The organism is Gordonia cholesterolivorans (assembly GCF_039531975.1).
Classification (GTDB): domain Bacteria; phylum Actinomycetota; class Actinomycetes; order Mycobacteriales; family Mycobacteriaceae; genus Gordonia; species Gordonia sihwensis.
The window spans coordinates 84,407-98,585 of the sequence record NZ_BAAARB010000008.1 but is presented as its reverse complement, the minus strand read 5'-3'; the positions used below and the strand labels follow the sequence as shown (position 1 = coordinate 98,585).

General features: G+C 69.6%; 14 protein-coding genes. 3 read left to right on the top strand and 11 right to left on the bottom strand.

What is annotated here, in order from left to right; all coding sequences use genetic code 11:
* Window positions 1-2: 2 nt before the first annotated feature.
* Window positions 3-368, bottom strand: a complete 366-nt coding sequence (locus ABFX36_RS09520) for an Rv2175c family DNA-binding protein (protein WP_006895311.1) — start codon at window positions 366-368, stop codon at window positions 3-5.
* A 70-nt stretch (window positions 369-438) separates the two neighbouring features.
* On the opposite strand from ABFX36_RS09520, the gene ABFX36_RS09515 reads away from it, so the two are divergent.
* A complete protein-coding gene (locus tag ABFX36_RS09515; RefSeq protein WP_062366698.1) occupies window positions 439-1,668 on the top strand; it encodes a protein kinase domain-containing protein in 1,230 nt (409 codons plus the stop codon).
* Window positions 1,669-1,707: 39 nt separating this feature from the next.
* On the opposite strand, the gene ABFX36_RS09510 is transcribed toward ABFX36_RS09515, so the two are convergent.
* Both ABFX36_RS09510 and ABFX36_RS09505 read right to left on the bottom strand, forming a co-directional pair.
* Window positions 1,708-3,102 (bottom strand): class II 3-deoxy-7-phosphoheptulonate synthase, encoded by a 1,395-nt coding sequence (locus tag ABFX36_RS09510; RefSeq protein WP_006895309.1) that lies wholly within the window; start codon window positions 3,100-3,102, stop codon window positions 1,708-1,710.
* Window positions 3,103-3,172: 70 nt separating this feature from the next.
* Entirely contained in the window at window positions 3,173-3,673 is a 501-nt protein-coding gene (locus ABFX36_RS09505; protein ID WP_006895308.1) for a polyadenylate-specific 3'-exoribonuclease AS, read from the bottom strand.
* Window positions 3,674-3,713: 40 nt separating this feature from the next.
* Here ABFX36_RS09505 and ABFX36_RS09500 point away from each other — a divergent pair, with 40 nt between their 5' ends.
* Complete coding sequence (locus ABFX36_RS09500) at window positions 3,714-5,063, top strand: glycosyltransferase 87 family protein (protein ID WP_062366696.1); 1,350 nt, start codon at window positions 3,714-3,716, stop codon at window positions 5,061-5,063.
* A 38-nt stretch (window positions 5,064-5,101) separates the two neighbouring features.
* Here the strand turns inward: ABFX36_RS09500 and ABFX36_RS09495 are convergent, their stop codons facing one another.
* From ABFX36_RS09495 to ABFX36_RS09470, 6 genes are all read right to left on the bottom strand, one after another.
* The gene (locus ABFX36_RS09495) at window positions 5,102-5,833 is read right to left on the bottom strand and encodes a lysophospholipid acyltransferase family protein (protein ID WP_062366694.1); all 732 of its coding nucleotides are present in this window, start codon (window positions 5,831-5,833) and stop codon (window positions 5,102-5,104) included.
* Between the two features lie 74 nt (window positions 5,834-5,907).
* Window positions 5,908-6,912 (bottom strand): ROK family protein, encoded by a 1,005-nt coding sequence (locus ABFX36_RS09490; protein WP_062366692.1) that lies wholly within the window; start codon window positions 6,910-6,912, stop codon window positions 5,908-5,910.
* A gap of 1 nt (window position 6,913) precedes the next feature.
* The gene (locus ABFX36_RS09485) at window positions 6,914-7,267 is read right to left on the bottom strand and encodes a hypothetical protein (protein WP_062366690.1); all 354 of its coding nucleotides are present in this window, start codon (window positions 7,265-7,267) and stop codon (window positions 6,914-6,916) included.
* Window positions 7,268-7,541: 274 nt separating this feature from the next.
* Window positions 7,542-8,753 (bottom strand): ArsA-related P-loop ATPase, encoded by a 1,212-nt coding sequence (locus tag ABFX36_RS09480; protein WP_062366688.1) that lies wholly within the window; start codon window positions 8,751-8,753, stop codon window positions 7,542-7,544.
* A 20-nt stretch (window positions 8,754-8,773) separates the two neighbouring features.
* On the bottom strand, window positions 8,774-9,211 hold the full coding sequence (locus ABFX36_RS09475) for an SRPBCC family protein (protein WP_346076082.1): 438 nt from the start codon (window positions 9,209-9,211) through the stop codon (window positions 8,774-8,776).
* Between the two features lie 2 nt (window positions 9,212-9,213).
* On the bottom strand, window positions 9,214-9,624 hold the full coding sequence (locus ABFX36_RS09470; protein ID WP_062366683.1) for a hypothetical protein: 411 nt from the start codon (window positions 9,622-9,624) through the stop codon (window positions 9,214-9,216).
* A gap of 130 nt (window positions 9,625-9,754) precedes the next feature.
* Between ABFX36_RS09470 and ABFX36_RS09465 the strand changes: the two genes are divergently transcribed.
* A complete protein-coding gene (locus ABFX36_RS09465) occupies window positions 9,755-11,557 on the top strand; it encodes an AMP-dependent synthetase/ligase (protein WP_062366681.1) in 1,803 nt (600 codons plus the stop codon).
* Between the two features lie 130 nt (window positions 11,558-11,687).
* Here ABFX36_RS09465 and ABFX36_RS09460 read toward each other — a convergent pair whose 3' ends face one another.
* Together ABFX36_RS09460 and ABFX36_RS09455 are read right to left on the bottom strand one after the other, a co-directional pair.
* A complete protein-coding gene (locus ABFX36_RS09460; protein ID WP_346076079.1) occupies window positions 11,688-12,806 on the bottom strand; it encodes a glycosyltransferase family 4 protein in 1,119 nt (372 codons plus the stop codon).
* A complete protein-coding gene (locus tag ABFX36_RS09455) occupies window positions 12,803-14,158 on the bottom strand; it encodes a peptidase MA family metallohydrolase (protein ID WP_346076077.1) in 1,356 nt (451 codons plus the stop codon). The genes ABFX36_RS09460 and ABFX36_RS09455 overlap by 4 nt, the downstream gene beginning before the upstream one ends.
* Window positions 14,159-14,179 lie beyond the last annotated feature (21 nt).

The window sequence follows — 14,179 nt, the reverse complement described above, 5'->3', positions numbered from 1 at the left end:
CGTCAGAAGGCCTGAGCCTGTGCGCGCCGGATCACCTCGCGCGCCGAATGAGTGTGCAGCGCATCGGCCGGGCGCAGCCCCAGGTCGTCCTGCTCGGTGAACAGCCAGCGCATCGCCTCGTCGCGCGTGTAACCGCCGTCGAGCAGGATCCGGACCAGCCCCTCGAAGTGCTTCGCGAGGCCGTCGGACCCGAAGAAGGCCTCCGGAATCACGGGTACCCCTCCGCGCGAGGCCGCGAGCAGGTTGTGGTCGCGGATGAGTGTGCGGAGCCGGTTGGACGAGACCCCCAGCCGCTTGGCGGCCTGGTCCAGGTCGAGAACTGGAACGTCGTCGGGAAGGATGTCGATCGAAAGCGGAAGAGAACCCACGGGGCAAAGCCTACCGGTGTCCTGCGCGGCACATACGAGGTCGTCGGCGCGGCGGGTAGATTCGAACACCGTGACCACCCCTGGCGACCCGCTCATCGGCCGAGTGCTGGAGCGCAGATACCGGATCGACGCGCCGATCGCTCGCGGCGGGATGTCCTCGGTGTATGTGGGAACCGACCTGCGTCTGGGTCGGCGCGTCGCAGTGAAGGTGATGGATGCGCGTTACGTGGGCGACCCCCAGTTCCTGCGCCGGTTCGAGTTCGAGGCCCGCGCCGTCGCCGGTCTGAGCCACCCCGGCCTCGTCGCGGTCTACGACCAGAGCATCGACGGTGAGGTCGCGTTCCTCGTCATGGAGCTCGTGCGCGGGGGCAGCGTCCGCGAACTGCTCCGCGAACGCGGGCCGATGCCGCCGCACGCGGTGGCGTCCGTCGCGATCCCGATGCTCGGCGGCCTGGGCACCGCGCACCGCGCGGGGCTGGTGCACCGGGACGTGAAGCCCGAGAACGTCCTCGTCTCCGACAACGGCGACATCAAAGTGGCCGACTTCGGTCTGGTCCGCGCGGTCGCCGAAGCCGGCGTCACGTCGGCGAGCGTGATTCTGGGGACCGCCGCGTACCTGTCCCCCGAGCAGGTCAACTCCACCGACGTCGACGCGCGCAGCGACGTGTACTCGGCCGGAGTGATGCTGTTCGAACTACTGACCGGACGGCAGCCCTTCAGCGGCAGCACTCCGCTCGCGCTGGCCTATCAGCGGCTCACCTACGACGTCCCCGCCCCCGGCGACCTGATCGAAGGCGTCCCGCCGCAGATCGACGAGATCGTCCTGCGAGCCACCGAGCGTGACCGCACCGATCGCTTCCGCGACGGATTCGCCATGCAGCACGCGTTGCTCGACGCCGCCGATGAACTCGACCTGCCCGCCTTCACCGTCCCGGCTCCGAGCCGGGCCTCGGCGCGGGTCACCTCCGCCATCGCCCGCCCGGTGCGGGCCGTGTCGGCGCAGGCGCCCGATCCGCGACCGGTCACCGCATACGATCCCGAGCCGCTCCCCCCGTCTGATCGTTGGGACGACGACGCCTGGGACGGACCCGACGAGCGACGCTGGGCGGACGACGAGCCGGAGTGGGCCGACCGGGCCGACTGGGAGCCGGACTCCGACGAGGTCGACGTGATCGACGAAGCCGATCCCGCGGCCACCTCGCGCGGACGCGCACTGGCGGCCGTGTGGTTGACGATCATCACGATCGTCGCCGTCGTGCTCGCAGCTGCGGGGTGGGCCGTGGGCGCCTCGCTCGCCTGAACCGGGCGCCGTCGGTCTCCTCAGCCGCGCAGGCTCCCCTCAGCCGCGCAGCATCTCCGCCACGAGGAAAGCCAGTTCCAGCGACTGCTGGGTGTTGAGGCGCGGATCGCACGCCGTCTCGTAACGGCCTTCGAGATCGAGGTCGGAGATGTCCTGTGCGCCACCGAGGCACTCGGTCACATCCTCACCGGTCAGCTCGATGTGAATGCCCCCGGGGTGACTGCCCAGCGCACGATGCACCTCGAAGAAGCCCTGCACCTCGTCGACCACGCGGTCGAAGTGGCGGGTCTTGAAACCGGTGGACGCGGTGTGGGTGTTGCCGTGCATCGGATCGCACTGCCAGATCACCTTGTGTCCGGTCGCCTCGACGGCCTGCACGATCGCGGGCAGGACCTCGCGGACCTTGCCGTTACCCATCCGCGACACCAGCGTCAGCCGGCCGGGACGGTTGTCGGGGTCGAGTGCCTCCACGTATTCGACCGCCAGCTCGGGCGTCGTGGTGGGGCCGATCTTGACGCCTATCGGATTGCTGATCAGCTTGGCCAGCGCGATGTGAGCGCCGTCGAGCTGCCGGGTGCGTTCGCCGATCCACAGGAAGTGCGCCGACAGGTCGTACAGAGTCTGCTCGTCGCCGCCGCGCGGGTTGTCGGCGAGCCGCAGCATGGCGCGCTCGTAGTCCATCACCAGAGCTTCGTGCGAGGCGAAGATCGACGCCGACTCGAGGCTCGAGTCGGTGACGCCGCAGGCGTCCATGAATCGCAGCCCGCGATCGATCTCCGCGGCGAGCGCCTCGTACCGCGCACCGGCCGGCGATGTGCGGACGAACTCGCGGTTCCAGTTGTGAACGTGCGCCAGGCGGGCCTCCGACCCGGTCAGCGACCGCACCAGGTTCATCGCCGCGGCGGCGTTCGCGTACGCGCGCACCAGACGCGAGGGATCGTGCACGCGCGCGGCCTCGTCGGCCTCCAGCGCGTTGACCATGTCGCCTCGGTACGAGAGCAGCCCGAGCGCATCGGTGTCGGACGAACGCGGCTTCGCGTACTGCCCCGCGATGCGGGCGACCTTCACCACCGGCATGCTCGCGCCGTAGGTGAGCACCACGGCCATCTGAAGCAGGGTGCGGATGTTGCCCTTGATGTGCGGCTCGGTGTTGGCCGCGAAGGTCTCGGCGCAGTCTCCGCCCTGGAGCATGAACGCGCGACCGTGGGCCACCTCGGCGAGTTGGTCGGCGAGCACCTCCACCTCGGACGGCATGCAGATCGGCGGGACGCTCTCGAGGACGGTGCGCATCTTGTGCGCCTCCTCTTCGGGCCAGCTCGGCTGCTGCAGAGCCGGGCGCGCCAGCATGTCGTCGAATTGCTCGGCGAGACGTCCCGGCAGGGGCGGCAGTTCGGGAAGCTCGTCGATGGGCACGTCTACGGTCCAGTTCACCACCGCTCCAGCCTATCGTGACGAACCGGACGTCGCGTCGGTCACCTCCGACAGTGCCGTCGGTTCTCGGCCGTCAGTTCACGCCGGCGCCGCCGCCGACGGCCGCTTCGATGGCGCGCCACTTGACGAGGTTGTGCCGCGCGTCGGCGAGCGCATCGTGTGCGTTGCGCGGAGCCGGAGGCAGTTCCGGACGGCCCGCGGCCTCCCAGTGCTGTCGGAGTTCCCGGGTGAAGCGCGGCATCTCCCGCGGCAGCTCGGTCATCGACCCCCACAGCTGACACACCACCACGTGGTCGTACGCGCCGACCCACGCCCACAGTTCGACGCCGTCGCCAGGGGCGGTGAGGAACTCGTAGAGGCTCTCGCGGATCGCTCGGCGACTCCGCCACGCCTTGTCGGCCGGGGACGGCAGCTTGTCGAGGACGTTGGTGCGTACCCAGTCACCCGCCCGCGCCGGATCGAATTCGGTCGAGACGGCGTAGAACTCGCGGCCGTCCTCGCCGACCACCCCGATCGACACCAGCTCGATGGTGGTTCCGTCTTCGATGAACTCGGTGTCGTAGAAGTAGCGCACGACTTCTGATTATCCATGCCGGACAGGAATACTGGCTTTCATGCCCACTGCAAGCGGTCAGACGCAGCCCCGCGACGAGGGCGGAGCGCTCCGGGGTCAACGGCTCGCCGAGCGGCTCACCCGGCGGTCGCCCGGACCAGCCGCGAGGGCGGCGATCGTCGCCGCATTCGCACTCTCGGCCGCCCTGCAGATCCTGGGCGTGCCCTTCACATCCAGTTTCGGCACCCGAACCCGGTTCGACATGGACGTGTACCGCATCGGCGGCCAGATCTGGCATCAGGGCCTGAGTCTGTACGCCGACGGTTCGATGCCCTTCACCGCCGACGGCATCTGGCTGCCGTTCACGTACCCGCCGTTCGCGGCGCTGCTGTTCACCCCGTTGGGTGCGATCCCGCTCGCCGTCGCGAGCATCGGGATCTCACTGGTCACCGCCGCGCTGCTGGTCTACGTCACCAAGCTCTCGCTCGCCGTGCTCGACATCGGCTCGCCCGGCAACCGGTGGTGGCTCGCGATCGCTGCATCGGTCGCGACCATCTGGTTCAACCCGTTCTGGATGACCCTCGGATTCGGTCAGATCAACGTGGTGCTGATGGCGATGATCATGATCGACGTCTTCGTCCTGCACCGCGCCGGGGGCCGCCGCGCACAGGGTGTCCTGATCGGCATCGCGTCGGCGGTCAAACTCACCCCGCTGGTCTTCCTCGGCGTGTTCCTGGTGGCCCGCCGGTTCCGCGCCGTCGCCACCGGACTGGCCGCGTTCGTCGGCGCGGCGGCGATCGGCTGGATCTGGATGCCGGCCGACTCCCGCACGTATTGGACCGACACGCTGTTCCACACCGCCCGGATCGGCCAACCCGAGGGGCGGATCAACCAGAATCTGAACGCCGCGTGGCTCCGCGTGTTCGGTGACGCGGGCAGTGCCGCGGAGGTCGCCTGGATCCTGACCAGCGTCGCGGCCACGGTCCTCGCGCTGGCGGCGGTGCTGGCGGCACGACCCGCCGAGGCGTTCGCGCGCGGACCGATGACCGGCCGCGTCGACGCCCTCGCGATCACGTGCGCCGTGGCCGTGTGGGGACTGCTCGTCTCGCCGACCACCTGGGCCCACCACTGGGTCTGGTGCGTCCCGGCGCTGCTCCTGTGCCTGACGATCGGCTGGCGCGTCGATGAGCGCCGCTACCGTGCCACGTACTTCGGCCTCGCCGGAACCGGGGTCGTGATCTTCGCGGTGGGGCCTTTCCAGCTCCTGCCGCCCATCGAGCACGGCTGGGCTGCATGGCAGCACCTGGTCGGCAACGCCTTCACGCTCTGGGGCGTGGCGCTCCTGGTGGCACTGTGGCGGCTGCCGTACCGTGCCCCCGAGACGACGACGGTGTCCGCCACGGCCGCTTGACGGCCGGCGCGGACACCGTCACGGGGTCCGGAATCGGATCAGGCCGCGTCGCCCGGTTTCGCGGCCGGCGCCGTCGGTGCCGCCGTCTTGGCGCCGCCGTCGGCGTTCTTGAGGCTGGCGGCGTACACGTCGACGTACTGCTGGCCGCCGAGACGCATCAGCGCGTACATGATCTCGTCGGTGACCGCGCGCTCGATGAAGCGGTTGCCTGCCATGCCCTCGTACCGCGAGAAGTCGAGCGGTTCGCCCACTCGGACGACGATGCGGGTCGGCCGCGGCAGCACCGTGCCGGGCGGGTTGATCCGATCGGTCCCGACCATCGCGATCGGGATCACCGGTGTGCCCGTCTCCAGAGCGATCCGTGCGAGCCCGGTCTTTCCCTTGTACAGCCGGCCGTCCGGCGACCGGGTGCCCTCCGGGTACAGGCACAGCAGCCGTCCGTCCTCGAGCACCTTCTTGCCCGCCAGAAGCGCGTCCGCGGCCGCGCTGGCGCCGGACCGGTCGATCGGGATCTGTCCCGAAGTGCTGAAGAACCACTTCTTGAAGCGCCCCTTGAGGCCCTTCTCCGTGAAGTACTCACTCTTGGCGAGGAAGAAGATCCTCCGCGGCACCATGAGCGGCAGGTAGAAGCTGTCGACCACCGCCATGTGGTTGGACGCGATCAACGCGGCACCGTCCTTGGGGATGTTCTCCAGCCCCTCGATCCGCGGACGTCCCATCAAGCGGAGCGCCGGACCCATGAAGATGTATTTGAAAAGGTAGTACCACATGGACGTTGCTGCCCCTCCTGCTCGATTCCCGACCTGCACCGGCGCACCGGCGCCCGAACGCATCGGAAGAAACTCTACTGACTGCCCGCCACCTGCATCGCCAGTCCCTGCCGTGCCACCTCGGCCGCACCGATCGTTCCCGCCGCCTCGCCGAGCTGGGTACCGCGGATCCGGGCCAGCCGGCGGTGCCCGCTACCGGTGACCGCCGCCGCATAGTGCTCGCGCGCGTCGTCGAGGAACAGACTCGACGCGGCACCGACGCCGCCGGCGAGGACGATGAGATCCGGATCGAAGACGTCGGCGATCATGCCGAGACCGTAGCCGAGCCAGCGCGCCATGTCCTCGTACGCGGCCAGTGCCGCGGGGTCGCCGTCCGCCGCGGCCGCCGCCACTCGCCTGCCCGTGAGCGAGCCCGGGTCCGCCTCCGACTCGGCGGCCAGCACGCTGCGCGGATAGTCGTGCGAGGCGAGCAGTTCCAGCACGGTGTCGACCAGTGCCGTCCCGCTGCAGTAGCGCTCCCAGCAACCGCGTTTGCCGCAACTGCACGAGCGGCCGTCCGGAACCACGGTGAGGTGCCCGAACTCCGGCGCCACGCCGAAGCTGCCGCGATAGAGCCGCCCGTCCATGATCATCCCCGCGCCGATCCCGGTGCCGATGGACAGGACGAGCGTGTTGTGTCCACCTGCCGCCGCACCGAAGTGCAGCTCGGCGAGTGCGGCCGAATTGGCGTCGTGCTCGGCGAATACCGGCAACCCCAGCCTGCGCGTCATCGTCTCCGGTACCGGAGCCTCGCGCCAGGCCAGATGCGGGGAGAAGCGCACCGTCCGGCGATCGGGTGTCAGGAAACCCGCGATCGCCAGTCCCACCGCTGCCACCGCCCACCGGTCCCGCAGTTCGGTGACGAGCCGGTGCAGGCAGTGCTCGAGTGACTCGGCGGTCGGCGGGGTGGCCGTGCGAAGCGTGTCGAGTTGGCGACCGCGCGCGTCCACCACCGAAGCTCTCACGCTGGTGCCGCCGATGTCGATGCCGATGGTCAGTTCCGAACCGGGCGACGCCCCGTCGCCTGCGCGCGCGGTCACGTCACCTGCCCATCGGCGTGACGTTGACCGAGATCGTCTCGAACCGCGACGACGTGCCTGCGCGCTCGGACCGATCCGAGCGCAGCATGTCGGCGACGGCCTCGAGCACCGCGATCAGTGCGGCGAGGATGCGGGCGAGCAGGTCGCCGAGTTCCCGGACCATCGTGCCGACGTCTCCGAGCAGCTCCGGAATGCCCGATCCCGCAACCCCGGAACCCGGGACTCGCGACCCGGATGTGCCGGCGATCAGACCGGCGAGCTGGTCGATCTGATTCGCGAAACCGAGCAGCAACGCCTGCACGGAGTCGCCGGCGTCGGCGGCTCCGGAACCGGTGGCGTCGTGGTCGTCGGTCATCGTGGGTGGAGTCCTCGGTGGTCGGGCCGACATCGGTGGTCGGGCAAACGGTGGTCGGGCAGCAAGCGGGGGTCGGGCAGCAAGCGGGGGTCGGACGGCACGTGGGTGCGCATCGCGGACACCTGACGCTACCGGGCGCGGCGGCCGATCCCCAGCGCCGGGCACCGGAGTGGTGACAGACCGCACATCCCACCCGGTCGATGCCCTCGCTCACAACGACGAGTGTACGTTCACCGGCTTCTCGTCGTGCCCGTCGCCGGGATCGTTCGTCCGGTCATCCGTCCCCGTCCGGAGTGGTTCGGGTGCGCCGCTGCGGCCAGACGGCCGGGTCCGGGCGGAAGCGCAGAACCAGCCGTCCCGCATGCCAGTCGGCCCCCGTCACCAGGCACCGCCGCAGCACCGAGGGCAGCCGGACCGGGAAACGGAAACCCGACACCGTCACCAGCAGATCGTCGCCCGACCTGCCCAGCGCCAGCCGGTCGGGGTCGGGTAGCCCTTGGTCCCACGCCAGTTCGAAGACGCTGTCCAGGCCCTCCCCGGAGACGTGCGCGACGGTCAGCGCGCCCGACCCGCGCGGCCGCCCGCCCGGTGTCGGCAGATCGACCACCACCCGGCGGATCCGGGACAGCCGGTCGACCGCCTCCGGCGCGGCGGCCACGGCCGTCACCTGCACCGTGTCGTCGCCGCCGAGCACCGCCCGCGCGGTATCGATCGCGCAGACCTGTGCCGCGCCGCCCGCGCCCTCATTGACCAGCACCGATCGCAACGGCAGCGCCATCAGGTCGCTGATCGCGATCTGGTCTGCGAGCGCACGCGCTCCGCGGTCCCCCGCGTCGACCACCACGTGGACCGCCACCCCGTGCGGATCGGTGAACAGATCCGCCAGATCCTGGCAGTCGCGGTCGATGCCCTCCACCGCCGCGGACAACTGCGCCACCGCGGGCTTCTCCGCCGCCTCGGCGAGCCGCGCGTGCCGCGGCCACAGCCGTTCGAGTGCCGCGGACAGCACCGTCGGCGACCGCAACAGGGCGAACGGATCACCGCAGCCGGACAGGTCTACGACGATGCGTCGCCACCGTCCAGCGGTCGCGGCTTCGCGAATCCGCCTGAGCAGCAGGAACTCCTGTACGCCGGGCAGCGCCGACAGCTCGCCCGGCGCCATCGACGCCACCGAACCGACTATCGGCAGGAGCGCCTTGCCCGAGCTCACCGCCGTGAGCGCGCCGGTGAACTCGCTCCACGCCTGCTCCAGCACGGACAACGGGTCGAGTTGCAGAAGGTCGACGTCGGCGGTCACCGCGACGGGTTCCCCGGGGAGCCGAAGAACGCCGAGACGTTCCGGCAGATACGACCGCGAGTCGAGAGAGACGAGCAGTGTGCCCCGCTCGGCGCCCAGCCGCACGCCCGCGGGCGGGTGCGTGGTGTGCCGCAGTGCCGCGGCCGCGGCGACGACGGAGACGCCCGAGCCACCCGGCCCGAGCACCAGATCGATGGGCGCTAGATCGATCAGCCTTCGACCCTCTTCTTCAGGTCGCCGAGCGCGGCCTCGGTGATCGCCTTCTCCGCGCGTCGCTTCAACTGGCTGATCATCGGGATGTGAAGGTCCACCATGAGAGCGTAGGTCACCTTGGTCGAACCCGGAACCTGCTGCGCCAGACGGTAACTGCCCTCCTGAGCGCGCTGCAGCTCACTCGAGACGAGCGTCCAGCAGACACCGTCGCCGTCCTCGTCCCACGTGTATCGGAGTTCGTAGGTGTCGGCGAGGACTCCCGCGTCGAGGACGAATCGCACCCGAACGCCCCGTCCCTCCTCGTCCCGTTCCAGAACGGTCACCTCGCGGGCCGCGGTGACCCACTGCGGATAGTTGTCGAAGTCGGCGATCACTGCCATCACGTCCGCCACGTCGGCGTTGATGACGATCGACTGCTCGGTGTGGTCGGCCATCGCTACGCCCCCGCGACGGCAGACGCCGCGGGCGCCCCGGCCTCGCGGTCACCCTCGAGCAGCGCCTTGACATGGAAGGACATCTCCTTGCCCGCGATGCGCCTGCGGCGGTTCAGCTCCGCGACCGCGTCCATCCGCTCGCGCGCCCCGTCCGGCAGTGGGCGCGACGGCTCGGCGTGCAGGTAGTAGTGCAGGATGAAACCGTCCATGCACGGCTCGCACCAGATCTCCATGGTGCCCTCGACCGGTCCGGCCACCGTCCACCGCACGCCCTGGTCTCCGCGGTCCTCGACCACGGTCAGCCGTAGGTCCGGCCACCACTGCCGCCAGCGCGCCCGATCGCCCACCACCGCACCGGCGAGCGACGGCGCCGCAGCGACGAAGACCTCGTCGGCAACCTGAATGCTCGTCACCGTCCTAGCTTCACACACCCGGCCCCGTGGGTGAAACCCGACTCGTGCGTAACCGGCACTCCGAGTGGGTCTAAGATCACTCAGAGATTCAGGTCGTTCTGAGAAATTTCCGTTCCGGAAGGTGTATTTCATGGCCGAGTGCCGCGTGCCCGCGAAGTTTCAGATCCCCGAGGAGCGGAACGCGTCCGACGTGCTCTTCGACATCGTCGAGAAGCAGAGCGGCAAGACCGTGTTCCGTCGTCAGTCCGGCTCGCAGTGGCTCCCGGTCACCGCGGCCGAGGCCGGAGCGCAGGTCACGGCGATCGCCAAAGGATTGATCGCATCGGGCATCGAACCGGGCGACCGCGTCGCGTTGGTCTCGGCCACGCGCCTGGAATGGACTCTCCTGGACTTCGCCATCTGGTCGGCCGGCGCGATCACCGTCCCGGTCTACGACTCCTCCTCCGGTCCCCAGATCGATTGGATCATGCGCGATTCCGGCGCTACGGCGATCATCGCCGAGACCGCCGGGCACCGCGCCGTCATCGACACGGTGGAATCGGTGGACGACTCGGTCCAGGTGTTCCAGATCGACGTCGCCGACGGCCCGGGAGTCGTCGAACTCCTCACCGAGCGCGGCAAGGATGTGGCAGACGAGGAGGTCCACGCGCGTCGTCGGACGCTCAAGGCCTCCAGTCCGGCCACCCTCATCTACACCTCGGGGACCACGGGCCGCCCCAAGGGCTGCATGCTGACCCACTCCAACCTGCTCGGCGAGATCGCCGGCGTGATGGAGACCCCGCTGAATGCTCTGCTCGGCGACGGCAAGCGCCTGCTGCTGTTCCTGCCGATGGCACACGTACTCGCCCGCGCGATCAACCTGGTCGCGCTCGAGGCGGGCATGGAGGTCGGGTACACCAGCGACATCCCCAATCTGCTGCCGACTTTCTCCGTCTTCAAGCCGTCGCTGATCCTGTCGGTCCCCCGCGTCTTCGAGAAGGTGTTCAACTCGGCACGCCAGAGTGCGCACGACGGCGGGAAGGGCAAGATCTTCGATCTCGCGGCCGACGTCGCCGTGCAGTATTCGACGGCCGCCCAGAACGGTGACGTGGGCCTGCTGCTGCGCGCGAAGCACGCGGTGTTCGACAAGCTGGTGTACGCCAAGCTGCGCGCCGCGCTCGGCGGGGTCTGCGAACTCGCGATCTCCGGCGGCGCACCCCTCGGTTCGCGCCTCGGACACTTCTTCAGCGGCGTCGGCATCCCCGTCTACGAGGGCTACGGCCTCACCGAGACCACCGCCGCGATCACGGTGAACACCCCCGGCCAGGTGAAGGTCGGCACCGTCGGCCGGCCCATCCCGGGCAACGCCGTCCGGATCGCCGACGACGGCGAGATCCTGCTCTCCGGCGAGGTGGTCTTCACCGGCTATTGGCGCAACGACGAGGCCACCGCTACCGCGATCACCGACGGCTGGTTCCACACCGGCGACATCGGAGCGCTCGACCAGGACGGCTACCTGAGCATCACCGGCCGCAAGAAGGAGATCATCGTCACCGCCGGCGGCAAGAACGTCTCGCCCGCGCCGATGGAGGACATCATCCGCGCGAGCGCACTGGTGTCGCAGGCCGTGGTGGTCGGCGATCAGAAACCGTTCATCGGCGCACTCATCACGATCGATCTCGAGGCCTTCCCGGCGTGGAAGGAGCGCCACGGCAAGTCCGCCGACCTCAGCGTCGCCGATCTGGCGCAGGACCCCGACCTGCTGGCCGAGGTCCAGGAGGCCGTCGACGCCGCCAACGAGACCGTCTCCCACGCCGAGACCATCAAGAAGTTCCGCATCCTCCCGACCGACTTCAGCGAGGACTCGGGCGAACTGACCCCCACGCTGAAGGTGAAGCGCAACGTGGTGGCCGACAAGTGGGCCGAGGAGATCGCGGCGATCTACCGCAAGTAGCCGCCGGTGCGTGCCTGCGGGCACCGAGACGCGGTATGACGATCCCCGCGAACCCCTTCCGACGGGGTTCGCGGGGATCGTCAGTTCAAGCGCGTGGGGCGGCGTGGTCGGCCGGACCGGACGGCGCTCGTCACAGCAGCCGCATGAGGCGCACGGCCTGCATCTTCCACTGCCAGTTCTCCACTGCCCATTCGCGTCCGGCCTCCCCCATCGCCGCAGCGAGCCGCGGTGAGGAGAGGATCTCGACGATCGCCCCGGCGACGGCGGCCCGGTCACGGCCGTCGACGACGGTGCCCGTCAGGCTCTCGCGCACCGTCTCGGGCGCCCCGCCCGAGTCGCCCGCCACCACCGGCACACCGCTGGCCGAGGCCTCGAGAAAGACGATGCCGAGGCCTTCCACGTCGAGGCCGCCGCCCCGGGTGCGGGTCGGCATGGCGAATACGTCGGCCATCGCGTGGTGCATCGGCAGTTCCGCGGCGGGGACGCCGCCGGTGAAGGTCACCGAATCCATCACGCCGTTCTCCTCGGCGAGCCGGTGCAGCGCATCGGCGTAGGGACCGCCGCCGACGATCATCAGCCGCGCGTCGGGAATTGCGTCACGGATCGCGGGCCACGCCCTGATCAGCATGTCCTGGCCCTTGCGCGGCACGAGCCGCGACAGGCAGAGCACTGTGGGTGCGTCGCCCAGTCCGTAGCGCTCCCGCAGCACGCGCCGCGCCGTGGAGTCCGGCGCGAACCGGTCGACGTCCACTCCGCAGGAGACGTACTCGAGCGATGCCCGCGGGCCGAAGGCCGCCGCGAACCGGCCGCGGGTGTAGCGGCTGACGTAGGTGATCGCGTCGGTGTGGTCGCCGATGTACCGGAGTACCTGGCGGGCGCCGGGCAGCATCGACCACCCGACCTCGTGACCGTGTGTGCTCGCGACGATCCGCCGAGCCCCGGCCTTCCGGAGCTTGGGCCCGAGGACCGCGAGCGGAGCCGCCGCGCCGAACCAGACTGTGTGAACATCGTTGTCGCGCACGAGATTCGCGGTCCTTCGCAGCACTCCGGGAGTCGGCAGCATCAGGCTCGTGGGATGGCGGACGATCCGGTACGGAGCCGCGCAGTCGTACTCCTCGCAGCCCCGCCACGTCGGCGCGTAGACGATGACGTCCTCCGGCGGGAGGAAGGCGATCAGGTTCTCCAGGTACGACTGGATGCCGCCCGGCCGAGGCGGGAAGTCGTTGGTGACAAGCAGCGTTCGTCTCACCGGCGCACCTGGGTGCGCAGCCATGCCTGCCAGTCGGCGACCACCGTCGACTTGTCGGCACCCAGCGCGTCCTTCATCGCGTCGTCGGTGGTGGAGGTGTCTCCGCCCTTGCCGACACCGATGTACATCTTCTTGAGCTTCTCCTCGCCGAACTTCTGGCCGACGAAGGCCGCAAACGACCACGCCTCCTGATAGGCGATCCGGGCCGCGTCCGAGTCGACGGAGAACGACCCGTCCGAGGGCAGCGCCTTCGGAACGTCGCCGGCGGCCACGGCAGCGGCCAATTCCGGTGCGGCGTCGACGAAGTCCCGGTAAGTGCCCTTGCGGCCCACGTACTCCGGAACGCCCTCGGTGAGCCACAGCGGCGCGTTCTCGGCGGTGTTGAGCCGCGAGGCGACGTGCGTGAGCTCATGGCGGATCACGACGGCGAGCGCCGGCTTCGACAGGGCACGGGCGGCGGGCGTGAGCACGATCCGCTGTCCCACCACCTGCTGATTCTGACGATCGATCATGGTGTACACGGTGGCGGCGGCAGCAGCTGAGGTGTCGACCGGAACGGTCCTCGTGAGTCCGGAGAACTGAGCGCCGTCGGCGGTGGAGATCACCGCGATCCGCCGGACCCAGTCGTCGCCCCAGAACTTCGATACCTCATCCACCGCAGCGGGCAGGATTTCGGCGACCTGAGCCGCGGTCTTCTCCGCGCCCCGGTAGCACAGAACCGTCGAGGTCCCCCCGGAGGTGCGCACGTCGTTCGCCGACAGCCCCGGAAACGCCCACGGCCCCACCTCGGGTGCCTTCGGATTCTCGCGTGAGGCCTGCGACGGGTCGGGCGCCAGGCCACCGTCGCCGACGACTTTCCAGTCGTCGCCGTATCGCGCGAAGGTCAGGCTCTGGTGGAGGGTCACCGTCGGTTCGTCGAGTCCAGGCGACGACGCGCCGCCCAGCGCGTAGTCGAGATCGACGGGCGTCACCCAACTGTCGGAGGCGCCGGCCGCTTCGAGCTTCGCCTCGAAATCCGGTTCGAGAAGGTGCTCCGGACCGGTCTGGGGCGCCACTCGATAGCGGAATTCCTTGAGTTTGAGCGGCTTTCCCACCGGCGCCGATGCGAAATCGGCAGCCACGGCGTCGAGCCGATGCCGGAACTCGACGGTGGCGGCCGGATCGATGAGTTCGGACAGGCCTCTGCGGTCGCCGTTGCGCAGCGTCGACGACAGTTGGTCGAGCAGGGCGGTGACGCCGTCGTAGCGCTGCTGTTCGAACGGGTTCAGCGGCGTCGTCGCGACCGTCGGAGACGAAGAGGCCGATGGGTGATCGGCAACGGAGCCACAGGCGGTGAGCGACGCGGCAGTCACGGCCGCCAAGACAGTGGCCGC

Excerpts from the sequence above, each read along its gene's own strand:
- ABFX36_RS09495 (WP_062366694.1), bottom strand. The coding sequence starts at position 5,833 with ATGTGGTACTACCTTTTCAAATACATCTTCATGGGTCCGGCGCTCCGC.
- ABFX36_RS09500 (WP_062366696.1), top strand. The coding sequence starts at position 3,714 with ATGCCCACTGCAAGCGGTCAGACGCAGCCCCGCGACGAGGGCGGAGCG.
- ABFX36_RS09475 (WP_346076082.1), bottom strand. The coding sequence starts at position 9,211 with ATGGCCGACCACACCGAGCAGTCGATCGTCATCAACGCCGACGTGGCG.
- ABFX36_RS09465 (WP_062366681.1), top strand. The coding sequence starts at position 9,755 with ATGGCCGAGTGCCGCGTGCCCGCGAAGTTTCAGATCCCCGAGGAGCGG.
- ABFX36_RS09485 (WP_062366690.1), bottom strand. The coding sequence starts at position 7,267 with ATGACCGACGACCACGACGCCACCGGTTCCGGAGCCGCCGACGCCGGC.